Annotated in this window: 5 protein-coding genes; 2 read left to right on the top strand and 3 right to left on the bottom strand. The window is 65.3% G+C overall.

Going from position 1 to position 25,059, the window contains the following annotated elements:
* The first annotated feature begins 171 nt into the window (after nucleotides 1-171).
* Together QMG80_RS13405 and QMG80_RS13400 are read left to right on the top strand one after the other, a co-directional pair.
* On the top strand, nucleotides 172-1,071 hold the full coding sequence (locus QMG80_RS13405) for a pyridine nucleotide-disulfide oxidoreductase (protein ID WP_245300002.1): 900 nt from the start codon (nucleotides 172-174) through the stop codon (nucleotides 1,069-1,071).
* A gap of 14 nt (nucleotides 1,072-1,085) precedes the next feature.
* On the top strand, nucleotides 1,086-2,663 hold the full coding sequence (locus QMG80_RS13400) for a cytochrome c3 family protein (protein ID WP_245300001.1): 1,578 nt from the start codon (nucleotides 1,086-1,088) through the stop codon (nucleotides 2,661-2,663).
* Between the two features lie 366 nt (nucleotides 2,664-3,029).
* Here QMG80_RS13400 and QMG80_RS13395 read toward each other — a convergent pair whose 3' ends face one another.
* The 3 genes from QMG80_RS13395 to QMG80_RS13385 all read right to left on the bottom strand — a co-directional run bounded on the left by QMG80_RS13395 (nucleotide 3,030) and on the right by QMG80_RS13385 (nucleotide 25,057).
* Entirely contained in the window at nucleotides 3,030-5,948 is a 2,919-nt protein-coding gene (locus QMG80_RS13395) for a hypothetical protein (RefSeq protein ID WP_158658898.1), read from the bottom strand.
* Between the two features lie 855 nt (nucleotides 5,949-6,803).
* Nucleotides 6,804-24,221 (bottom strand): cytochrome c3 family protein, encoded by a 17,418-nt coding sequence (locus QMG80_RS13390; RefSeq protein WP_281926138.1) that lies wholly within the window; start codon nucleotides 24,219-24,221, stop codon nucleotides 6,804-6,806.
* A gap of 485 nt (nucleotides 24,222-24,706) precedes the next feature.
* On the bottom strand, nucleotides 24,707-25,057 hold the full coding sequence (locus tag QMG80_RS13385) for a hypothetical protein (protein WP_158658895.1): 351 nt from the start codon (nucleotides 25,055-25,057) through the stop codon (nucleotides 24,707-24,709).
* Nucleotides 25,058-25,059: the final 2 nt, after the last annotated feature.

Genomic DNA, 25,059 nt, shown 5'->3' with positions numbered 1-25,059 from the left:
GAGACAAATACGAACTTAACCCTCTCCGACTTCACGATTACCCAGGCGTTCGTCTCCTTCTTCAGAGCCGCAGACAAGCGCGCAGCGACTCGCTCATTCTTCATTTGGCTTGTGATCGGCGACAGCCTGGGCCAAAGTTTCGTCGTCAAACTTGAGCAGATTCGAGAAGCCATGGTCGCCACAGAATCCTCTCCACGATACGCTCACTATGTCGCAAATTCAGCGGCGCGCGCGGCGCCTCTCTTGGTCGCGCTCGCAGCCGTTGTGTCGCTGATTGTTGGATGGCTCCAAAGCGACGAAGAATATCTGACGCCAAAAAGCGGCCTCGGGTACTGGCTCGGGATCGTCGGCGGCAGCATGATGTTGCTTCTGCTGGTGTACTCGTATCGTAAGCGCCACCCCATGTCCCGTTTGCCGGGATCGACGCCAATCTGGTTTCGCGTCCATATGTTTCTGGGCATCTTCGGCCCGGTGCTGGTGATCTATCATGCGAATTTCCGGCTGGGCGCGCTCAACAGCAATGTCGCCTTTTTCGCAATGCTCATCGTCGCGTTGAGCGGCGTGATCGGCCGCTACATTTACGGCAAGATTCATATGGGCGTTCATGGCCGCAAGGCTGAGGCCAGAGAAATCCGCGAGGATCTCGAAGAGATGCGGAAGGCGTTCGACGTCGATCTCGTTGAACTGGGATCGAGCGACCGATTCTTCCAACGCCTGGACGCATTCAACGACGAGACTTTGGCCGCGCGGCCTTCAGGCGCGCATGACGGCTTGCTGTGTGCGATGCGCGCCACGGCGCGCTCGCTTGCCCTCAAGAATGAAATGCGCTCCAGCGTGCGCGATCTCGTGCGGATCACCGCAGAGAAAGAGCATTGGTCCTTGCACGAACAGCAGCAGCGTGCGGCCATACTCGAACGCAGGCTGAGCACCTATATCACTGCGACTCTGAAAGCGCTGGAGCTGAGCTTTTACGAGCGCCTGTTCGCAGCGTGGCATGTTCTGCACCTGCCACTGTTTTTCGTTCTCGTCGTGACTGCGCTCCTTCACGTTTGGGCCGTTCACAGATACTGAGAAAAGGAAAAGGCGTGGCGAGAGCGCGTTGTCTTCTTCTGCTGCTTGCAGCTCTCTTCCTCGTCGGGGCCGCGCGTCCGGCGATCGCGCAAAGTTTGCTCGAGCGCCTCGTGACCCCCGGCCCTTTGGCGGAAAGCCACGCCAAGGTCGAAAAAGAATGCAACAAATGTCATGAGGCCTTCGCCGGTCGCGCTCAGTCCTCGCTTTGCATCGCTTGCCACAAGAATATCTTGGAAGACCGTAACGCCCACAAGGGCTACCATGGCCGACAGCCAGAGGCGCTCACACAGGAGTGCCAGCACTGCCATACCGAACACAAGGGCCGCGACGCGGACATTATGCAGCTGGATCGGGACCGCTTCGACCATGATTTCACGAATTACAAGCTCGTGGATTCGCATAAGTCCGTCGCTTGCGCGTCCTGTCACGAACCCAGGAAGCCGTTCCACAAAGCGTCATTCCAATGCTTCGACTGCCACAAGAAGAACGATCCGCACAAGGGCAGGCTCGGCGAGAAATGTGACGGCTGCCACTCCCCAACCAAATGGCGGGAGACGAAGAGTTTTGACCACAGCAAAACCAAGTTCCCGCTCGAAGCCGCGCATAAGACCGTCGCCTGCAACGCCTGTCACAGCGGCGAGATATATAAGGACCTGACTCGGACCTGTGTCTCTTGCCACAGACTGCAGGACGCCCACAGGGGCCGCTACGGCGAGAAATGTGAGACCTGTCACAATGAAGCAAAATGGAAGGAGGCGCGGTTCGACCACAACAAGACCCATTTTCCCCTACATGGCGCGCATCAGAAGGCGAAATGCGACGCCTGTCATACCGGCGACCTCTACAAAGACAAGCTCTCGACGAACTGCGTGTCGTGCCACCAAAAACAAGACCCTCATAAAGGCCAGCTTGGCGAGCGGTGCGAGCAATGTCACGGTGACACGGACTGGGGAAAGGACATTAGTTTCAACCATAATCTTTCGAAGTTCCCCCTGATAGGCAAGCATGCGGCCGTGGCCTGCGAGGAGTGCCATCGCACGCCTCTTTATAGGGACACTCCGCTCGCATGTGAGAAGTGCCATGCCGACGTCGTGCACCGCAGCAGACTGGGAAACAACCCGCGGTGCGCCTCCTGCCACACTCCGATCGCGTGGAGCAATTGGCGCTACGATCACGCCCGGGAAGCTCATTTTCCATTGGTCGGCGAGCACGCACGCGTCTTATGCGAGGCGTGCCACTCCAAGCCAGGCGGCTCCCTGAAACTGCCGACCGCGTGCGAGTCGTGCCACAAGGACCGCTATCACCAAGGCCGACTCGGCGCCGCCGCCCGCTGCGGCGAGTGCCATGACGCCAGATCGTGGGCGCATTGGCGCTTCGATCACGGCCGGCAGGCCGGTTATCCGCTGACGGGGGCGCATGCTCGTCTGAAGTGTGAAACCTGCCACTCCACGCCCAATCCCGTCAGCCTCAAATTGCCGACCGAGTGCGGAAGCTGTCATCGCAAGGACGACCCGCATATGGGCTCCTTTGGCTCGGCCTGCGGGAGGTGCCACAACACGTCCAACTGGCGAGAAGTCAACATAAGAAATTGATTGGAGCAGGCCTGCATTTGCCGGTTGGCGGAGCCGCCCGCGGACCGATATCTTGGGCGTCGCCCGCCCCGCCGACGGCTACGAGGCGACCGCCGATAGGCCGAAGCTTTCAAGGCGCGATGGGAAAATGCGAAAGCCGGCTCGAGCGCATGTCCCGGAATAGTGCGGTGCGGTTTTCCAGGACATGCGCTAAGCTTTTTATTTGGAGCAGGTCCCTTTCGATCGCGTGCTTCCATGCGATGGGGACGCGCTTTATGCGCAAGGCGCGCTTTCGACTTTTAGAAATCGATCACGTTTTTGCGCCCAGGCTGAGAGATGACAAGCGCGCGCCAAAAAAAAAGCGCTCGTGGCCTCGCCGAGACGAGATCATTTTTGATTGCCGGCGAAGTCCCCGAAAAAATCAGTCTTGTAACTGACCTGACCGAACACACCGACACGGTCCGTGTGGTAGGTCAGCAGCTGACCAAACATGTCGACCGCGTTCGTGCTCAAGTGCCACCAACGCCCGCCGATCCCCAGGCTCAGATTGTCTGTAAGTTGATACTTCAAGAGACTCTCGAGTTCGAATCCGGCCCCCTGCCCCCTCGCGGGGTCAACTCCGAATGTGAAGTAGTGAGTGTCGCGGGCATGCTGCGAGACGGAGACCATTGCAGCTTCACCGCTCCAGGAAAGCCGGTCGGTCAAATTCACGTCGAGCACGCCGCCCGCCCGGAACGTGTTCCAATGATCACGCTCGTTAACGAGCGTAACGCCAGCGGGGATTGCAGGCTGGCAAATTTCCGGATTGGCTCCGATCTGCGCGCAGCCTCGCGCGCTGACGGACTCGCGCCAACCATGGAAACCAATGAAGGCGCCGATTCTGAAGCGTGGGTCGGTGTAAAGGTTGTAGCCGAGATCGATCGTGCCGTAACGCAAGCTGCCCGAAGCCTGACTGATGGTCTTCGAGTAGACCGATAAAGGCGGGAAGTCCTCATCATAGAGCGAGCCGTGCCCGATGGACCCGCCACCTGCATATCCTTTGATAAAGACGTCTCGCAGCACGCCTCGGCGAATGTCCCCGCGAAAGAAGAGTTCCCCCGAGTTTGCCCGAAGTCCGCTATAGGACAAGCGAGAGACGCGCGCTATCGTCGTATCGTCCGCAAAATAGTTGTACGCATTGTGTCCGGTCGTCCCCACGTAACGCAGCCCGCTCTCCAGGATGAATGCCGAGGGTTCGGCGGGCTTTTCTGGACTGACGTCCCGGTCGCTCAAAGCATAAAACTGCTCCTGCTTCGCGATAGCTTCACCCTTTGGCGAAGAGTTGAACATGCCGACGCAAGGCGCGAGGAGGCCCGCGCATCGATAGGATCCCTCGGTGCTGAAGGTCGACCGCAACCCGATCGTCATATACAGGTCCTTTGTCGTGGTTTGCGTGTTGTTATTCCTGACTGCAATCCATTTTGTGCCCAATTCGGTCTCAAAAAAGAGATCCTTCGTGAGGCTGTAGTCGAACAATACGGACGGCAGAATGGTCATTTGCCGCAGGCCGGGAACCCAAGCCGTGATCGAGGGCCCGGCGAGATAGAGCGGCGTCGTAGGGTTTGGCGCGCTTCCGTTCTGCTGTCCGACGCGCAGTCGCGGATTGATGCGTAATTCGTCGCTCAAGGGATAGCGAGCGTTGAGGTCGAGGAAATAAACCTGCGAACCCGCCAGATGCGCATAGCGGATGGCGGCGCTGTACATGTCACCCTTCGCAAAAAAGTTTTGCCCCATCAGCTGCCCGGAAACGAAATATTCGGTACCGGTGGGGAAGGTGCCATCGACTCCCCCTGACGGCGGGGTGCCCGACAAATGGGTCACGGTTCCATCGACGATGAATTGCAGATTGTCGTTTATTGGCCGCGTGTAACTCGCCATCGCCGACTTGAAGAGGGGTGTTCGGTCCTTCGCCCACTGCTGAACTTCGGCTTGCGTGTCGTATTTCAGCAGATCGTATAGCGTCAGAAAAGGCTGGCCTTGCAGCGCGTTCCACGACGCCAGATAGGGCACGCGTCTGTAATCAACTGAGCCCGAAATCACCGACTTGTCGTCGAAGGTCCATGAACCGCTACCGATCGCGGCGTTGAGGGCCCCGAAGTGCACGTCGTAGTCGACGGTTGCGAGAGCGGCGACATTGTTCTGTAGATAGCGAAACTCCGCCCCTAAGGCGCGACGGTCGAGCAACCAGCGGTCGCTCTGCTGAATTGCATAAAGCGAGAGGTCAAGACCGCTGATCGGCTTCACCAGGTCGATGCTCGCGCCGTAAAGATATCTCGAATCCTTCCCGGGAGCGTCGAAGCGGCTCCAGTTCGCTGCGCCAGCAACAGCATTGAGCTTGATGGTGTCGCTATAGCCCCAACTCAGAACGGCGCCGTCGAAGCGACCCAATACGCCGCCCGTGTTGCGCGTTTGTCGGCCAATGCGCGCCGTGAGGTCGGTTTCTTTGAGCTGCGTCTCCCAGAAGGCCGTCGAGATCCCGTATCTATTGGTATCGAACGAGTTGGTTGGGCTGCTTTGCTCGTCGGTTCCGGAGAACTTGAATTTCGAACGCGCCACGTCGTTGTTGAACGTGCCGAAAACATCGAAATTCGAAAGGAACATGTTTTGGTGCAAGCGATGCGCATCGGGATCCGCATTCGGATCGGGCGCAATGGAGATGTCCTTGGTTGTGTTGGCGCTGTCGTCCCGCACATAGAACGACGATACGCCTCCTGAGATCTGGAATTGCGTTTCGTCTTTATTCGGGTCAACGACCGCCACCGGGGGTTTAGGCCCGATCGCTTGCGCTTTGGGGGCATCTCGACCGTTGCTGGAAACGAAGGATTTGTCGATATTCGTAGCTTCATTCCCGTCCGAAAAACGAAGCTTGTAATCTTGCAGCTCGACCTGGGAACGGTCCGCCGGAGCTGACGAGCCTTCCGCGCGGGCAAGCAATTCGCGCGCTTCGGCCGTATGTTCGTTCTCGGGGAACTTCAGCACTTTCTTCAGCAGCGTGGCCGCCTCGCCAAGTCGTTGTTTCTTTATGGCGGCGCGCGCTTCGTCCATCGACGCTTCAATGAATTTCAAATCCGCCGCCGAAATCCTTTTCGGTGGAGCCTGTTCCGGGGTCGCGGCTGCGCCGGGAATGGAAGCACAAGGGCTCTTTGAGCCTGGCGGCGTGAATGTGATGTTGAGATGCTTGAAGTCGCGGCTCTGTTGAACTTGATATGCGGTCGGGTGGTCGAAGCGGATTCGCAGTTCCGGTCCTGCGGCCTGACTGGCGTCCATCGTGACGGAATGAACGCCCGCCGACTCGCCGTCGACGAGATTGGCGCTTTCGCGCTGCGCGCCGGGAATCCATTCAACGGACCCCGGGTCGACCGGAAACAACGAAATGTGCAATTCATCGCCGCGATCTAGCGGGAAGTGGCCCGCGTAACGGATCCGCGTATTGAATTTGATGCTCAGGAGCGCGCAACCTTTGGTTTGCGTCACCTGGGCTTCCGAAATGTAGGCGTCCAGTAGAGGCTGCGCTGAAGCCCTCACTGACAAAAGGCTCAGCGCCGCCGTAGCGAGAAGCCTAAGCGTAGCGACAGCGCCTTTCCGAAGTCTTCGCTCCCTAGCCAACGGCATGTCTTGTCATCCGCACTCGCTTGCCAAGTCGTGCGCCGGATTCGGAAACCGGTACGACGAACAAAGTCTCCGACTATCAGCGCCAGCAGCGTCTAAGGCGCAGTGTACAGACTCTGGCACAATGAACTGACGGGAAGCTGACAGAACTAGACAGGTTTCTATTCATACTCTTCGAGCATTAGATGAAGCATCCATGCCTGTGGCAGGCACGGCGCTTCACAGCGACACTTGTTGCCTGACACCCGATATATGATACATGGTGTATCATTTTGAGGGGAGCTGTCAAGATTAGCGATACGCTGTGTATCTTATAGGGACCTCAGCGCCTATCGGAGCCCCAAAATGACCCTCGCCGGGGCGATGCGTTTTCTAGGTCACAGAGAGCCAGCCTAAACTGTATTTCCTGGCAGAAAAACGTTTTCTCTGATGAAACTGTACGTGAGAATTTCGTTCCTAAGAAAAATACAACCTTCTAATTTCCTGAGACAATCTTTCCAAGCGGCGTCTTTTTTAGCGCACGCCTCTCCCATGGAAGATCGATTTTCCTCCCGTGAGGGTGAAGGTCAGCGTGCCCTTGTGGCAGTCATCGCACGGCGCGCTCGTCATGACGTGGCGCATGGGTTTCCCTACGGCGTCACGGCCATTGTGGCAGTTGGCGCAAGGCGTCTCGACGACGGCGCTGTGGTTGAAGGTGATGCCTCCGAAGTTGAGGGTGTTCTTGTGGCAGGAGTCGCAGGCCGCCGTCGTCGCGATGTGCTTCTCGGGCTTGCCGATCGCTGTCTTGCCGTCATGGCAGTTCGCGCAGGGCGTGGAGGCGACGGCCGCGTGGAGGAGGCGTGCTCCGGCGAAGGTCCGAATGCTCTTGTGACAGGAGTCGCAGGCCGCTGCCGTGGGGATGTGCTTGGCCGGCTTGCCGATCGCGTCCCTTCCGTTGTGGCAATCCGCGCAGGGCATGGCGGCGACCGCGGCGTGGTCGACACGCGCCCCCGCGAAGGTGCGCGTGCTCTTGTGGCAGGAGTCGCAGTTTGCTGACGTCGCGATGTGCTTGGCGGGCTTGCCGATCGCGTCCCTTCCGTTGTGACAGCTGGCGCAGCTCGTGGCGGCGACCGCGGCGTGGTCAAAACGCGCCCCCGCGAAGGTGCGCGTGCTCTTGTGGCAGGAGTCGCAGTTTGCTGACGTCGCAATGTGCTTGGCCGGCTTGCCGATCGCGTCCCTTCCGTTGTGACAGCTAGCGCAGCTCGTGGCGGCGACCGCGGCATGGTCAAAATGCGCCCCCGCGAAGGTGCGCGTGCTCTTGTGACAGGTGTCGCAGTTTGCTGACGTCGCAATGTGCTTGGCCGGCTTGCCGATCGCGTCCTTTCCGTTGTGACAGCTCGCGCAGCTCGTGGCGGCGACCGCGGCGTGGTCAAAATGCGCCCCCGCGAAGGTGCGCGTGCTCTTGTGGCAAGAGTCGCAGGTCGCAGACGTCGCGATGTGCTTGGCCGGCTTGCCGATCGCGTCCTTTCCGTTGTGACAGCTCGCGCAGCTCGTGGCGGCGACCGCGGCGTGGTCAAAATGCGCCCCCGCGAAGGTGCGCGTGCTCTTGTGGCAAGAGTCGCAGGTCGCAGACGTCGCGATGTGCTTGGCCGGCTTGCCGATCGCGTCCCTTCCGTTGTGACAGCCCGCGCAAGGCCCTCTTGCCGTCAAATGGTCGAAACCTTGCGCTCCCGTCGTCGGCGACGAGGGAAGGCCGGGGACGACGCCCGGGGCTGGCTTCTGGAAAGGCGTCGTCGCGCCTTCAAGACCACCCGGGATGGATGGATGCAAGGTGAAGTCGGTCTGTGGAGTTCCGAAACCCCGAGAGGACGGTCTCAGACCATTATTCGTTAGTAACTCGCGCAAGTTCGTGATGGCGCTGCGCGAGAACAGACTCTTAGCAGTAGTAACGCATCCGGCTGCAGGCTTTTGTTCACTGTCCCAGCTCGAGAAGTTCTGGGCCGCCTTCACGTGACAACAGCCGCAATCTTGGGTTTTCGCACTGTGATCTGGGCCCCGCGCGCCGCCACTCGTGCCTTGGCTCCTGTAGGCGCCGTTATGGCATGTGTCGCAGCGGGTGGCGTGAACGACAGCATGGCCAGTCGTTCCCATCCCGGAGTAACCCGGCGCGGTGGCGAAGCTCGTCAAAACCGTTCCAGGCGAATTTGAGTGACAACCCGGACCGCACTGAACGGAGCCGACAGGAACATGCGGCGGAGTCGTGAGGCCGACCGCCGTGGCGCCGTTGTGGCAGCCCGTGCAATTCGTGTCGGTCGCAGCGTGAACATAGGCGCCGCCGGCCCAGCTGCTGTAGCCGCCGCTCCTCGCCGTCGCATGACAGGTGATGCAGTCGGAACCGTTCGTAGGAACGTGGTTCGCGTAATTCGACGTGCCGTAAGCGCCCGTCGTCCCTTGGCTCGTGAAGCTGCCATTATGGCAGCTGTCGCAGCGCATCGCTGTGACCGCCGCATGGCCGGTCGTTCCCATTCCGGAGTAACCCGGCGCCGTGGCGAAGCTCGTGATCTGGGTTCCCGGCGCGTTGCTGTGACAGCCCGAGCACTGGATCGTCCCGGTCGGGATATGCGGCGGCGTCGCCAGGCCCGTCGCCGTCGTCCCATTGTGGCAGCTCACGCAATTGGTGTTGGCCGCCGTATGCACGAAGCCCGCCCCGGCCCAGCTCGTGAAGCTCGTCGCCGCGCTCTTGTGACAGACGGCGCAGTCCTGGCCGTTCGTCGCCACATGCCCTGCAAAACTCGCCGTCCCATAGGCCCCCGTCAGACCCTGGTTCGTATAGGCCCCGCTGTGGCAGCTGTCGCAGCGCATCGACGCTGCCACCGCATGCCCCGCCGCCCCCATCGCCTGCGGATAGCCGGGCGCCGTGATGAAGCTCGTCAGCAGCGTCCCCGGCGCATTGCTGTGGCAGCCCGAGCACTGGATCGTCCCGGTCGGAATATGCGGCGGCGTCGCCAGACCCGTCGCCGTCGTCCCATTGTGGCAGCTCACGCAATTGGTGTTGGCCGCCGTGTGCACGAAGCCTGCCCCCGACCAGCTCGTGAAGCTCGTCGCCGCGCTCTTGTGACAGACGGCGCAGTCCTGGCCGTTCGTCGCCACATGCCCGGGGAAGCTCGCCGTCCCATAGGCCCCCGTCAGACCCTGGTTCGTATAGGCGCCGCTGTGGCAGCTGTCGCAGCGCATCGACGCTGCCACCGCATGCCCGGCCGTTCCCATCGCCTGCGGATAGCCGGGCGCCGTCGTGAAGCTCGTCAGCAGCGTCCCCGGCGCATTGTTGTGGCAGCCCGAGCACTGGATCGTCCCGGTCGGGATATGCGGCGGCGTCGCCAGGCCCGTCGCCGTCGTCCCATTGTGGCAGCTCACGCAATTGGTGTTGGCCGCCGTGTGCACGAAGCCTGCCCCCGACCAGCTCGTGAAGCTCGTCGCCGCGCTCTTATGACAGACGCTGCAGTCCTGGCCGTTCGTCGCCACGTGCCCTGCAAAACTCGCCGTCCCCAAGGCCCCCGTCAGACCCTGGTTCGTATAGGCGCCGCTGTGGCAGCTGTCGCAGCGCATCGACGCTGCCACCGCATGCCCGGCCGTTCCCATCGCCTGCGGATAGCCGGGCGCCGTCGTGAAGCTCGTCAGCAGCGTCCCCGGCGCATTATTGTGGCAGCCCGAGCACTGGATCGTCCCGGTCGGGATATGCGGCGGCGTCGCCAGGCCCGTCGCCGTCGTCCCATTGTGGCAGCTCACGCAATTGGTGTTGGCCGCCGTGTGCACGAAGCCTGCCCCCGACCAGCTCGTGAAGCTCGTCGCCGCGCTCTTGTGACAGACGGCGCAGTCCTGGCCGTTGGTCGCCACATGCCCGGGGAAGCTCGCCGTCCCATAGGCCCCCGTCAGACCCTGGTTCGTATAGGCGCCGCTGTGGCAGCTGTCGCAGCGCATCGACGCCACGACCGCATGCCCCGCCGCCCCCATCGCCTGCGGATAGCCGGGCGCCGTCGTGAAGCTCGTCAGCAGCGTTCCCGGCGCATTGCTGTGGCAGCCCGAGCACTGGATCGTCCCGGTCGGAATATGCGGCGGCGTCGCCAGGCCCGTCGCCGTCGTCCCATTGTGGCAGCTCACGCAATTGGTGTTGGCCGCCGTGTGCACGAAGCCTGCCCCGGCCCAGCTCGTGAAGCTCGTCGCCGCGCTCTTGTGACAGACGGCGCAGTCCTGCCCGTTCGTCGCCACGTGCCCTGCAAAACTCGCCGTCCCCAAGGCCCCCGTCAGACCCTGGTTCGTATAGGCGCCGCTGTGGCAGCTGTCGCAGCGCATCGACGCCACCACCGCATGCCCGGCCGCCCCCATCGCCTGCGGATAGCCGGGCGCCGTGATGAAGCTCGTCAGCAGCGTCCCCGGCGCATTGCTGTGGCAGCCCGAGCACTGGATCGTCCCGGTCGGAATATGCGGCGGCGTCGCCAGACCCGTCGCCGTCGTCCCATTGTGGCAGCTCACGCAATTGGTGTTGGCCGCCGTGTGCACGAAGCCTGCCCCCGACCAGCTCGTGAAGCTCGTCGCCGCGCTCTTGTGACAGACGGCGCAGTCCTGGCCGTTGGTCGCCACATGCCCGGGGAAGCTCGCCGTCCCATAGGCCCCCGTCAGACCCTGGTTCGTATAGGCGCCGCTGTGGCAGCTGTCGCAGCGCATCGACGCCACCACCGCATGCCCGGCCGCCCCCATCGCCTGCGGATAGCCGGGCGCCGTGATGAAGCTCGTCAGCAGCGTCCCCGGCGCATTGCTGTGGCAGCCCGAGCACTGGATCGTCCCGGTCGGAATATGCGGCGGCGTCGCCAGGCCCGTCGCCGTCGTCCCATTGTGGCAGCTCACGCAATTGGTGTTGGCCGCCGTGTGCACGAAGCCTGCCCCCGACCAGCTCGTGAAGCTCGTCGCCGCGCTCTTGTGACAGACGGCGCAGTCCTGGCCGTTCGTCGCCACATGGCCGGGGAAGCTCGCCGTCCCATAGGCCCCCGTCAGACCCTGGTTCGTATAGGCGCCGCTGTGGCAGCTGTCGCAGCGCATCGACGCTGCCACCGCATGCCCGGCCGCCCCCATCGCCTGCGGATAGCCGGGCGCCGTGATGAAGCTCGTCAGCAGCGTCCCCGGCGCATTGCTGTGGCAGCCCGAGCACTGGATCGTCCCGGTCGGAATATGCGGCGGCGTCGCCAAGCCCGTCGCCGTCGTCCCATTATGGCAGCTCACGCAATTGGTGTTGGCCGCCGTGTGCACGAAGCCTGCCCCCGACCAGCTCGTGAAGCTCGTCGCCGCGCTCTTATGACAGACGCTGCAGTCCTGCCCGTTCGTCGCCACATGGCCGGCGAAGCTCGCCGTCCCATAGGCCCCCGTCAGACCCTGGTTCGTATAGGCGCCGCTGTGGCAGCTGTCGCAGCGCATCGACGCCACGACCGCATGCCCCGCCGCCCCCATCGCCTGCGGATAGCCGGGCGCCGTCGTGAAGCTCGTCAGCAGCGTTCCCGGCGCATTGCTGTGGCAGCCCGAGCACTGGATCGTCCCGGTCGGAATATGCGGCGGCGTCGCCAGACCCGTCGCCGTCGTCCCATTGTGGCAGCTCACGCAATTGGTGTTGGCCGCCGTGTGCACGAAGCCTGCCCCCGACCAGCTCGTGAAGCTCGTCGCCGCGCTCTTGTGACAGACGGCGCAGTCCTGCCCGTTCGTCGCCACGTGCCCTGCAAAACTCGCCGTCCCCAAGGCCCCCGTCAGACCCTGGTTCGTATAGGCGCCGCTGTGGCAGCTGTCGCAGCGCATCGACGCTGCCACCGCATGCCCGGCCGCCCCCATCGCCTGCGGATAGCCGGGCGCCGTCGTGAAGCTCGTCAGCAGCGTTCCCGGCGCATTGCTGTGGCAGCCCGAGCACTGGATCGTCCCGGTCGGAATATGCGGCGGCGTGACCAGACCCGTCGCCGTCGTCCCATTATGGCAGCTCACGCAATTGGTGTTGGCCGCCGTGTGCACGAAGCCTGCCCCCGACCAGCTCGTGAAGCTCGTCGCCGCGCTCTTGTGACAGACGGCGCAGTCCTGGCCGTTGGTCGCCACATGCCCGGGGAAGCTCGCCGTCCCATAGGCCCCCGTCAGACCCTGGTTCGTATAGGCGCCGCTGTGGCAGCTGTCGCAGCGCATCGACGCCACGACCGCATGCCCCGCCGCCCCCATCGCCTGCGGATAGCCGGGCGCCGTCGTGAAGCTCGTCAGCAGCGTTCCCGGCGCATTGCTGTGGCAGCCCGAGCACTGGATCGTCCCGGTCGGAATATGCGGCGGCGTCGCCAGACCCGTCGCCGTCGTCCCATTGTGGCAGCTCACGCAATTGGTGTTGGCCGCCGTGTGCACGAAGCCTGCCCCCGACCAGCTCGTGAAGCTCGTCGCCGCGCTCTTGTGACAGACGGCGCAGTCCTGCCCGTTCGTCGCCACGTGCCCTGCAAAACTCGCCGTCCCCAAGGCCCCCGTCAGACCCTGGTTCGTATAGGCGCCGCTGTGGCAGCTGTCGCAGCGCATCGACGCCACCACCGCATGCCCCGCCGCCCCCATCGCCTGCGGATAGCCGGGCGCCGTCGTGAAGCTCGTGAGCAGCGTTCCCGGCGCATTGCTGTGGCAGCCCGAGCACTGGATCGTCCCGGTCGGGATATGCGGCGGCGTCGCCAGGCCCGTCGCCGTCGTCCCATTGTGGCAGCTCACGCAATTGGTGTTGGCCGCCGTGTGCACGAAGCCTGCCCCGGCCCAGCTCGTGAAGCTCGTCGCCGCGCTCTTGTGACAGACGGCGCAGTCCTGCCCGTTCGTCGCCACATGGCCGGGGAAGCTCGCCGTCCCATAGGCCCCCGTCAGACCCTGGTTCGTATAGGCGCCGCTGTGGCAGCTGTCGCAGCGCATCGACGCTGCCACCGCATGCCCCGCCGCCCCCATCGCCTGCGGATAGCCGGGCGCCGTGATGAAGCTCGTCAGCAGCGTCCCCGGCGCATTGTTGTGGCAGCCCGAGCACTGGATCGTCCCGGTCGGGATATGCGGCGGCGTCGCCAGGCCCGTCGCCGTCGTCCCATTGTGGCAGCTCACGCAATTGGTGTTGGCCGCCGTGTGCACGAAGCCTGCCCCGGCCCAGCTCGTGAAGCTCGTCGCCGCGCTCTTGTGACAGACGCTGCAGTCCTGGCCGTTCGTCGCCACATGGCCGGGGAAGCTCGCCGTCCCATAGGCCCCCGTCAGACCCTGGTTCGTATAGGCGCCGCTGTGGCAGCTGTCGCAGCGCATCGACGCCACCACCGCATGCCCGGCCGCCCCCATCGCCTGCGGATAGCCGGGCGCCGTGATGAAGCTCGTCAGCAGCGTCCCCGGCGCATTGCTGTGGCAGCCCGAGCACTGGATCGTCCCGGTCGGAATATGCGGCGGCGTCGCCAGGCCCGTCGCCGTCGTCCCATTGTGGCAGCTCACGCAATTGGTGTTGGCCGCCGTGTGCACGAAGCCTGCCCCCGACCAGCTCGTGAAGCTCGTCGCCGCGCTCTTGTGACAGACGGCGCAGTCCTGGCCGTTCGTCGCCACATGCCCGGGGAAGCTCGCCGTCCCATAGGCCCCCGTCAGACCCTGGTTCGTATAGGCGCCGCTGTGGCAGCTGTCGCAGCGCATCGACGCCACCACCGCATGCCCCGCCGCCCCCATCGCCTGCGGATAGCCGGGCGCCGTGATGAAGCTCGTCAGCAGCGTTCCCGGCGCATTGCTGTGGCAGCCCGAGCACTGGATCGTCCCGGTCGGGATATGCGGCGGCGTCGCCAAGCCCGTCGCCGTCGTCCCATTGTGGCAGCTCACGCAATTGGTGTTGGCCGCCGTGTGCACGAAGCCTGCCCCCGACCAGCTCGTGAAGCTCGTCGCCGCGCTCTTATGACAGACGCTGCAGTCCTGCCCGTTCGTCGCCACGTGCCCGGCGAAGCTCGCCGTCCCATAGGCCCCCGTCAGACCCTGGTTCGTATAGGCGCCGCTGTGGCAGCTGTCGCAGCGCATCGACGCCACGACCGCATGCCCCGCCGCCCCCATCGCCTGCGGATAGCCGGGCGCCGTCGTGAAGCTCGTCAGCAGCGTTCCCGGCGCATTGCTGTGGCAGCCCGAGCACTGGATCGTCCCGGTCGGGATATGCGGCGGCGTCGCCAGGCCCGTCGCCGTCGTCCCATTGTGGCAGCTCACGCAATTGGTGTTGGCCGCCGTGTGCACGAAGCCTGCCCCGGCCCAGCTCGTGAAGCTCGTCGCCGCGCTCTTGTGACAGACGCTGCAGTCCTGCCCGTTCGTCGCCACATGGCCGGGGAAGCTCGCCGTCCCATAGGCCCCCGTCAGACCCTGGTTCGTATAGGCGCCGCTGTGGCAGCTGTCGCAGCGCATCGACGCCACCACCGCATGCCCCGCCGCCCCCATCGCCTGCGGATAGCCGGGCGCCGTCGTGAAGCTCGTCAGCAGCGTCCCCGGCGCATTGTTGTGGCAGCCCGAGCACTGGATCGTCCCGGTCGGGATATGCGGCGGCGTCGCCAGACCCGTCGCCGTCGTCCCATTGTGGCAGCTCACGCAATTGGTGTTGGCCGCCGTGTGCACGAAGCCTGCCCCCGACCAGCTCGTGAAGCTCGTCGCCGCGCTCTTGTGACAGACGGCGCAGTCCTGGCCGTTCGTCGCCACATGCCCGGGGAAGCTCGCCGTCCCATAGGCCCCCGTCAGACCCTGGTTCGTATAGGCGCCGCTGTGGCAGCTGTCGCAGCGCATCGACGCCACCACCGCATGCCCCGCCGCCCCCATCGCCTGCGGATAGCCGGGCGCCGTGATGAAGCTCGTCAGCAGCGTCCCCGGCGCATTGTTGTGGCAGCCCGAGCACTGGATCGTCCCGGTCGGGATATGCGGCGGCGTCGCCAGGCCCGTCGCCGTCGTCCCATTGTGGCAGCTCACGCAATTGGTGTTGGCCGCCGTGTGCACGAAGCCTGCCCCGGCCCAGCTCGTGAAGCTCGTCGCCGCGCTCTTGTGACAGACGCTGCAGTCCTGCCCGTTCGTCGCCACATGGCCGGGGAAGCTCGCCGTCCCATAGGCCCCCGTCAGACCCTGGTTCGTATAGGCGCCGCTGTGGCAGCTGTCGCAGCGCATCGACGCCACCACCGCATGCCCGGCCGCCCCCATCGCCTGCGGATAGCCGGGCGCCGTGATGAAGCTCGTCAGCAGCGTCCCCGGCGCATTGTTGTGGCAGCCCGAGCACTGGATCGTCCCGGTCGGGATATGCGGCGGCGTCGCCAGGCCCGTCGCCGTCGTCCCATTGTGGCAGCTCACGCAATTGGTGTTGGCCGCCGTGTGCACGAAGCCTGCCCCCGACCAGCTCGTGAAGCTCGTCGCCGCGCTCTTGTGACAGACGCTGCAGTCCTGCCCGTTCGTCGCCACATGCCCGGGGAAGCTCGCCGTCCCATAGGCCCCCGTCAGACCCTGGTTCGTATAGGCGCCGCTGTGGCAGCTGTCGCAGCGCATCGACGCTGCCACCGCATGCCCGGCCGTTCCCATCGCCTGCGGATAGCCGGGCGCCGTCGTGAAGCTCGTCAGCAGCGTCCCCGGCGCATTGTTGTGGCAGCCCGAGCACTGGATCGTCCCGGTCGGGATATGCGGCGGCGTCGCCAGGCCCGTCGCCGTCGTCCCATTGTGGCAGCTCACGCAATTGGTGTTGGCCGCCGTGTGCACGAAGCCTGCCCCGGCCCAGCTCGTGAAGCTCGTCGCCGCGCTCTTGTGACAGACGGCGCAGTCCTGCCCGTTCGTCGCCACATGGCCGGGGAAGCTCGCCGTCCCATAGGCCCCCGTCAGACCCTGGTTCGTATAGGCGCCGCTGTGGCAGCTGTCGCAGCGCATCGACGCTGCCACCGCATGCCCGGCCGTTCCCATCGCCTGCGGATAGCCGGGCGCCGTCGTGAAGCTCGTCAGCAGCGTCCCCGGCGCATTGTTGTGGCAGCCCGAGCACTGGATCGTCCCGGTCGGGATATGCGGCGGCGTCGCCAGGCCCGTCGCCGTCGTCCCATTGTGGCAGCTCACGCAATTGGTGTTGGCCGCCGTGTGCACGAAGCCTGCCCCCGACCAGCTCGTGAAGCTCGTCGCCGCGCTCTTGTGACAGACGCTGCAGTCCTGCCCGTTCGTCGCCACATGCCCGGGGAAGCTCGCCGTCCCATAGGCCCCCGTCAGACCCTGGTTCGTATAGGCGCCGCTGTGGCAGCTGTCGCAGCGCATCGACGCCACCACCGCATGCCCCGCCGCCCCCATCGCCTGCGGATAGCCGGGCGCCGTGATGAAGCTCGTCAGCAGCGTCCCCGGCGCATTGTTGTGGCAGCCCGAGCACTGGATCGTCCCGGTCGGGATATGCGGCGGCGTCGCCAGGCCCGTCGCCGTCGTCCCATTGTGGCAGCTCACGCAATTGGTGTTGGCCGCCGTGTGCACGAAGCCTGCCCCGGCCCAGCTCGTGAAGCTCGTCGCCGCGCTCTTGTGACAGACGGCGCAGTCCTGCCCGTTCGTCGCCACATGGCCGGGGAAGCTCGCCGTCCCATAGGCCCCCGTCAGACCCTGGTTCGTATAGGCGCCGCTGTGGCAGCTGTCGCAGCGCATCGACGCCACCACCGCATGCCCCGCCGCCCCCATCGCCTGCGGATAGCCGGGCGCCGTGATGAAGCTCGTCAGCAGCGTCCCCGGCGCATTGTTGTGGCAGCCCGAGCACTGGATCGTCCCGGTCGGGATATGCGGCGGCGTCGCCAGGCCCGTCGCCGTCGTCCCATTGTGGCAGCTCACGCAATTGGTGTTGGCCGCCGTGTGCACGAAGCCTGCCCCGGCCCAGCTCGTGAAGCTCGTCGCCGCGCTCTTGTGACAGACGGCGCAGTCCTGCCCGTTCGTCGCCACATGGCCGGGGAAGCTCGCCGTCCCATAGGCCCCCGTCAGACCCTGGTTCGTATAGGCGCCGCTGTGGCAGCTGTCGCAGCGCATCGACGCCACCACCGCATGCCCCGCCGCCCCCATCGCCTGCGGATAGCCGGGCGCCGTGATGAAGCTCGTCAGCAGCGTCCCCGGCGCATTGTTGTGGCAGCCCGAGCACTGGATCGTCCCGGTCGGGATATGCGGCGGCGTCGCCAGGCCCGTCGCCGTCGTCCCATTGTGGCAGCTCACGCAATTGGTGTTGGCCGCCGTGTGCACGAAGCCTGCCCCGGCCCAGCTCGTGAAGCTCGTCGCCGCGCTCTTGTGACAGACGGCGCAGTCCTGCCCGTTCGTCGCCACATGGCCGGGGAAGCTCGCCGTCCCATAGGCCCCCGTCAGACCCTGGTTCGTATAGGCGCCGCTGTGGCAGCTGTCGCAGCGCATCGACGCTGCCACCGCATGCCCCGCCGCCCCCATCGCCTGCGGATAGCCGGGCGCCGTCGTGAAGCTCGTCAGCAGCGTCCCCGGCGCATTGTTGTGGCAGCCCGAGCACTGGATCGTCCCGGTCGGGATATGCGGCGGCGTCGCCAGGCCCGTCGCCGTCGTCCCATTGTGGCAGCTCACGCAATTGGTGTTGGCCGCCGTGTGCACGAAGCCTGCCCCGGCCCAGCTCGTGAAGCTCGTCGCCGCGCTCTTGTGACAGACGGCGCAGTCCTGCCCGTTCGTCGCCACATGGCCGGGGAAGCTCGCCGTCCCATAGGCCCCCGTCAGACCCTGGTTCGTATAGGCGCCGCTGTGGCAGCTGTCGCAGCGCATCGACGCTGCCACCGCATGCCCCGCCGCCCCCATCGCCTGCGGATAGCCGGGCGCCGTCGTGAAGCTCGTCAGCAGCGTCCCCGGCGCATTGTTGTGGCAGCCCGAGCACTGGATCGTCCCGGTCGGGATATGCGGCGGCGTCGCCAGACCCGTCGCCGTCGTCCCATTGTGGCAGCTCACGCAATTGGTGTTGGCCGCCGTGTGCACGAAGCCTGCCCCCGACCAGCTCGTGAAGCTCGTCGCCGCGCTCTTGTGACAGACGGCGCAGTCCTGCCCGTTCGTCGCCACATGCCCGGGGAAGCTCGCCGTCCCATAGGCCCCCGTCAGACCCTGGTTCGTATAGGCGCCGCTGTGGCAGCTGTCGCAGCGCATCGACGCCACCACCGCATGCCCCGCCGCCCCCATCGCCTGCGGATAGCCGGGCGCCGTCGTGAAGCTCGTCAGCAGCGTTCCCGGCGCGTTGCTGTGACAGCCCGAGCACTGGATCGTCCCGGTCGGAATATGCGGCGGCGTCGCCAGGCCCGTCGCCGTCGTCCCATTATGGCAGCTCACGCAATTGGTGTTGGCCGCCGTGTGCACGAAGCCTGCCCCCGACCAGCTCGTGAAGCTCGTCGCCGCGCTCTTGTGACAGACGGCGCAGTCCTGGCCGTTCGTCGCCACATGGCCGGGGAAGCTCGCCGTCCCATAGGCCCCCGTCAGACCCTGGTTCGTATAGGCGCCGCTGTGGCAGCTGTCGCAGCGCATCGACGCCACCACCGCATGCCCCGCCGCCCCCATCGCCTGCGGATAGCCGGGCGCCGTGATGAAGCTCGTCAGCAGCGTCCCCGGCGCATTGTTGTGGCAGCCCGAGCACTGGATCGTCCCGGTCGGGATATGCGGCGGCGTCGCCAGGCCCGTCGCCGTCGTCCCATTGTGGCAGCTCACGCAATTGGTGTTGGCCGCCGTGTGCACGAAGCCCGCCCCGGCCCAGCTCGTGAAGCTCGTCGCCGCGCTCTTGTGACAGACGCTGCAGTCCTGCCCGTTCGTCGCCACATGGCCGGCGAAGCTCGCCGTCCCATAGGCCCCCGTCAGACCCTGGTTCGTATAGGCGCCGCTGTGGCAGCTGTCGCAGCGCATCGACGCCACCACCGCATGCCCCGCCGCCCCCATCGCCTGCGGATAGCCGGGCGCCGTCGTGAAGCTCGTGAGCAGCGTTCCCGGCGCATTGCTGTGGCAGCCCGAGCACTGGATCGTCCCGGTCGGGATATGCGGCGGCGTCGCCAGGCCCGTCGCCGTCGTCCCATTGTGGCAGCTCACGCAATTGGTGTTGGCCGCCGTGTGCACGAAGCCTGCCCCGGCCCAGCTCGTGAAGCTCGTCGCCGCGCTCTTGTGACAGACGGCGCAGTCCTGCCCGTTCGTCGCCACATGGCCGGGGAAGCTCGCCGTCCCATAGGCCCCCGTCAGACCCTGGTTCGTATAGGCGCCGCTGTGGCAGCTGTCGCAGCGCATCGACGCCACCACCGCATGCCCCGCCGCCCCCATCGCCTGCGGATAGCCGGGCGCCGTGATGAAGCTCGTCAGCAGCGTCCCCGGCGCATTGTTGTGGCAGCCCGAGCACTGGATCGTCCCGGTCGGGATATGCGGCGGCGTCGCCAGGCCCGTCGCCGTCGTCCCATTGTGGCAGCTCACGCAATTGGTGTTGGCCGCCGTGTGCACGAAGCCCGCCCCGGCCCAGCTCGTGAAGCTCGTCGCCGCGCTCTTGTGACAGACGCTGCAGTCCTGCCCGTTCGTCGCCACATGGCCGGCGAAGCTCGCCGTCCCATAGGCCCCCGTCAGACCCTGGTTCGTATAGGCGCCGCTGTGGCAGCTGTCGCAGCGCATCGACGCCACCACCGCATGCCCCGCCGCCCCCATCGCCTGCGGATAGCCGGGCGCCGTCGTGAAGCTCGTCAGCAGCGTTCCCGGCGCATTGCTGTGGCAGCCCGAGCACTGGATCGTCCCGGTCGGAATATGCGGCGGCGTCGCCAGGCCCGTCGCCGTCGTCCCATTGTGGCAGCTCACGCAATTGGTGTTGGCCGCCGTGTGCACGAAGCCTGCCCCGGCCCAGCTCGTGAAGCTCGTCGCCGCGCTCTTGTGACAGACGGCGCAGTCCTGCCCGTTCGTCGCCACATGGCCGGGGAAGCTCGCCGTCCCATAGGCCCCCGTCAGACCCTGGTTCGTATAGGCGCCGCTGTGGCAGCTGTCGCAGCGCATCGACGCCACCACCGCATGCCCGGCCGCCCCCATCGCCTGCGGATAGCCGGGCGCCGTGATGAAGCTCGTGAGCAGCGTTCCCGGCGCATTATTGTGGCAGCCCGAGCACTGGATCGTCCCGGTCGGGATATGCGGCGGCGTCGTGAGCCCCGTCGCCGTCGTCCCATTGTGGCAGCTCACGCAATTGGTGTTGGCCGCCGTGTGCACGAAGCCTGCCCCCGACCAGCTCGTGAAGCTCGTCGCCGCGCTCTTGTGACAGACGGCGCAGTCCTGGCCGTTGGTCGCCACATGCCCGGGGAAGCTCGCCGTCCCATAGGCCCCCGTCAGACCCTGGTTCGTATAGGCGCCGCTGTGGCAGCTGTCGCAGCGCATCGACGCCACCACCGCATGCCCGGCCGCCCCCATCGCCTGCGGATAGCCGGGCGCCGTCGTGAAGCTCGTCAGCAGCGTTCCCGGCGCATTGCTGTGGCAGCCCGAGCACTGGATCGTCCCGGTCGGAATATGCGGCGGCGTCGCCAGGCCCGTCGCCGTCGTCCCATTGTGGCAGCTCACGCAATTGGTGTTGGCCGCCGTGTGCACGAAGCCTGCCCCGGCCCAGCTCGTGAAGCTCGTCGCCGCGCTCTTGTGACAGACGGCGCAGTCCTGCCCGTTCGTCGCCACATGGCCGGGGAAGCTCGCCGTCCCATAGGCCCCCGTCAGACCCTGGTTCGTATAGGCGCCGCTGTGGCAGCTGTCGCAGCGCATCGACGCTGCCACCGCATGCCCCGCCGCCCCCATCGCCTGCGGATAGCCGGGCGCCGTGATGAAGCTCGTCAGCAGCGTCCCCGGCGCATTGTTGTGGCAGCCCGAGCACTGGATCGTCCCGGTCGGGATATGCGGCGGCGTCGCCAGGCCCGTCGCCGTCGTCCCATTGTGGCAGCTCACGCAATTGGTGTTGGCCGCCGTGTGCACGAAGCCCGCCCCGGCCCAGCTCGTGAAGCTCGTCGCCGCGCTCTTGTGACAGACGCTGCAGTCCTGCCCGTTCGTCGCCACATGGCCGGGGAAGCTCGCCGTCCCATAGGCCCCCGTCAGACCCTGGTTCGTATAGGCGCCGCTGTGGCAGCTGTCGCAGCGCATCGACGCCACCACCGCATGCCCCGCCGCCCCCATCGCCTGCGGATAGCCGGGCGCCGTGATGAAGCTCGTGAGCAGCGTTCCCGGCGCATTGCTGTGGCAGCCCGAGCACTGGATCGTCCCGGTCGGGATATGCGGCGGCGTCGCCAGGCCCGTCGCCGTCGTCCCATTATGGCAGCTCACGCAATTGGTGTTGGCCGCCGTGTGCACGAAGCCTGCCCCGGCCCAGCTCGTGAAGCTCGTCGCCGCGCTCTTGTGACAGACGGCGCAGTCCTGCCCGTTCGTCGCCACATGGCCGGGGAAGCTCGCCGTCCCATAGGCCCCCGTCAGACCCTGGTTCGTATAGGCGCCGCTGTGGCAGCTGTCGCAGCGCATCGACGCCACCACCGCATGCCCCGCCGCCCCCATCGCCTGCGGATAGCCGGGCGCCGTGATGAAGCTCGTCAGCAGCGTCCCCGGCGCATTGTTGTGGCAGCCCGAGCACTGGATCGTCCCGGTCGGGATATGCGGCGGCGTCGCCAGGCCCGTCGCCGTCGTCCCATTGTGGCAGCTCACGCAATTGGTGTTGGCCGCCGTGTGCACGAAGCCTGCCCCGGCCCAGCTCGTGAAGCTCGTCGCCGCGCTCTTGTGACAGACGGCGCAGTCCTGGCCGTTCGTCGCCACATGCCCGGGGAAGCTCGCCGTCCCATAGGCCCCCGTCAGACCCTGGTTCGTATAGGCGCCGCTGTGGCAGCTGTCGCAGCGCATCGACGCCACCACCGCATGCCCCGCCACCCCCATCGCCTGCGGATAGCCGGGCGCCGTGATGAAGCTCGTCAGCAGCGTTCCCGGCGCGTTGTTGTGGCAGCCCGAGCACTGGATCGTCCCGGTCGGGATATGCGGCGGCGTGACCAGGCCCGTCGCCGTCGTCCCGTTGTGGCAGCTCACGCAATTGGTGTTGGCCGCCGTGTGCACGAAGCCTGCCCCGGCCCAGCTCGTGAAGCTCGTCGCCGCGCTCTTGTGACAGACGGCGCAGTCCTGCCCGTTCGTCGCCACGTGCCCTGCAAAACTCGCCGTCCCCAAGGCCCCCGTCAGACCCTGGTTCGTATAGGCGCCGCTGTGGCAGCTGTCGCAGCGCATCGACGCCACCACCGCATGCCCGGCCGCCCCCATCGCCTGCGGATAGCCGGGCGCCGTGATGAAGCTCGTCAGCAGCGTCCCCGGCGCATTGTTGTGGCAGCCCGAGCACTGGATCGTCCCGGTCGGGATATGCGGCGGCGTCGCCAGGCCCGTCGCCGTCGTCCCATTGTGGCAGCTCACGCAATTGGTGTTGGCCGCCGTGTGCACGAAGCCTGCCCCGGCCCAGCTCGTGAAGCTCGTCGCCGCGCTCTTGTGACAGACGGCGCAGTCCTGCCCGTTCGTCGCCACGTGCCCGGGGAAGCTCGCCGTCCCATAGGCCCCCGTCAGACCCTGGTTCGTATAGGCGCCGCTGTGGCAGCTGTCGCAGCGCATCGACGCCACCACCGCATGCCCCGCCGCCCCCATCGCCTGCGGATAGCCGGGCGCCGTCGTGAAGCTCGTGAGCAGCGTTCCCGGCGCATTGTTGTGGCAGCCCGAGCATTGGATCGTCCCGGTCGGGATATGCGGCGGCGTCGCCAGACCCGTCGCCGTCGTGCCATTGTGGCAGCTCACGCAATTGGTGTTGGCCGCCGTGTGCACGAAGCCTGCCCCGGCCCAGCTCGTGAAGCTCGTCGCCGCGCTCTTGTGACAGACGGCGCAGTCCTGCCCGTTCGTCGCCACGTGCCCTGCAAAACTCGCCGTCCCATAGGCCCCCGTCAGACCCTGGTTCGTATAGGCGCCGCTGTGGCAGCTGTCGCAGCGCATCGACGCTGCCACCGCATGCCCGGCCGCCCCCATCGCCTGCGGATAGCCCGGCGCCGTCGCGAAGCTCGTGATTTGCGTTCCCGGCGCATTGTTGTGGCAGCCCGAGCACTGGATCGTCCCGGTCGGGATATGCGGCGGCGTCGCCAAGCCCGTCGCCGTCGTCCCATTGTGGCAGCTCACGCAATTGGTGTTGGCCGCCGTGTGCACGAAGCCTGCCCCGGCCCAGCTCGTGAAGCTCGTCGCCGCGCTCTTGTGGCAGGCGGCGCAGTCCTGGCCGTTCGTCGCCACATGGCCGGGGAAGCTCGCCGTCCCATAGGCCCCCGTCAGACCCTGGTTCGTATAGGCGCCGCTGTGGCAGCTGTCGCAGCGCATCGACGCCACCACCGCATGCCCGGCCGCCCCCATCGCCTGCGGATAGCCGGGCGCCGTCGTGAAGCTCGTCAGCAGCGTCCCCGGCGCATTGTTGTGGCAGCCCGAGCATTGGATCGTCCCGGTCGGGATATGCGGCGGCGTCGTTAAGCCGACCGCCGTCGTCCCATTGTGGCAGCTCACGCAATTGGTGTCCTGCGACTGATGGGTGAACGCCGCTCCCAAGAAATCGGAAAAGCTCTTATGGCAACTCTCACATGGCAGAGCGGTCTGGATGTGGTTCGGCGGCTTACCAATCGCAGTGACATTGTTGTGGCAATTCGCACAACCGCTCGCGATCCCCGAGTGGTTCATCACGATCGCGTTAGCGAAACTCGACGTGCTGTTATGGCAAAGCTGGCAGGATGCAAGCGTGCGGATATGTCCGGCCGGCTTGCCGGGAGCGATCCGTGCATTGTGGCAGGCGGCGCATTCGATAGAAGCCTGCGTGTGATCGATGATGCGGATGTCACGCCAGAAAGTCGTATCGTGGCAGGCCTCGCATTTCTCCGTTGTCGGAGGATGCGAGGGAGGCCTGCCAGCCACATCGGAACCGTTGTGGCAACCAAAACAATATCTCGGAGTGTTCTTGAAGCGGCCCTTTATGTGACAGGACTCGCACGCCACTGTGGAGTGGCTGCGTGTGAGTGGGAAGCCGGTCTTCTCGTGGTCGAAAGCGCCTCGCAAGGGTTGGTCGTATGACGGATGAAAATCGGCGCCAGGACGTGAGCTTTGGGCGAGCGACCCCGTTGCAATCACGCTGCACGCGATTGCGAAGAGCAGCAGAGCCGCGACGCGGAACAACGAGTTCCGCGCAACTTCCCGCCATCCTCGGAGCCAGCTCAAGCCGTTGCCCGCATTCTGATGCGACCTCTCGTTTTTCATTCACCAGCAGCATGACACGCAACTCGATTGAGCCGCACCGTTAGCCCTAACCGCGGTAACTGACACACGCCTGACAGGACTAAACCTTCAGCGACATTCCTAACTTTGGAATGAGGCGAAGCGTGAGCATATGCCGAGTGGAGCTTCTACATAAAGAGCAATGATTGCCTGATCCGCATCAATTGTGCGCCGCGAGGATCAAGCGACCGGATCAGATGTGGAGTGATGGACATCGCTTGCCCCTCGATGGCGAGAGTCTTCGCCTGTTTCGCCGCGATGATCGACGTGTCATCGATGCGACGTGAGCCCACAGCTTGTCGATCACGATGGAGACGGCGCTTTGCATCGAGACGATTCAAGATGCGTTTGTCGGACGTCACTGGCCCGAATTTTTTAACACGAATCACGGCAGCCAATTCACTAGCACCGACTCCAACGGCGTTCTGCTGCATGCGATTGCGACGTGTTGCGGCTCGCTGGCCGACAGCAATCATCACGG

Source organism: Methylocystis bryophila (assembly GCF_027925445.1).
GTDB lineage: Bacteria > Pseudomonadota > Alphaproteobacteria > Rhizobiales > Beijerinckiaceae > Methylocystis > Methylocystis bryophila.
The sequence above is the reverse complement of the archived record's forward strand: the minus strand, read 5'-3'. Positions and strand labels throughout refer to the sequence as shown.

Excerpts from the sequence above, each read along its gene's own strand:
- QMG80_RS13395 (WP_158658898.1), bottom strand. The coding sequence starts at position 5,948 with ATGGACGCCAGTCAGGCCGCAGGACCGGAACTGCGAATCCGCTTCGAC.
- QMG80_RS13405 (WP_245300002.1), top strand. The coding sequence starts at position 172 with ATGGTCGCCACAGAATCCTCTCCACGATACGCTCACTATGTCGCAAAT.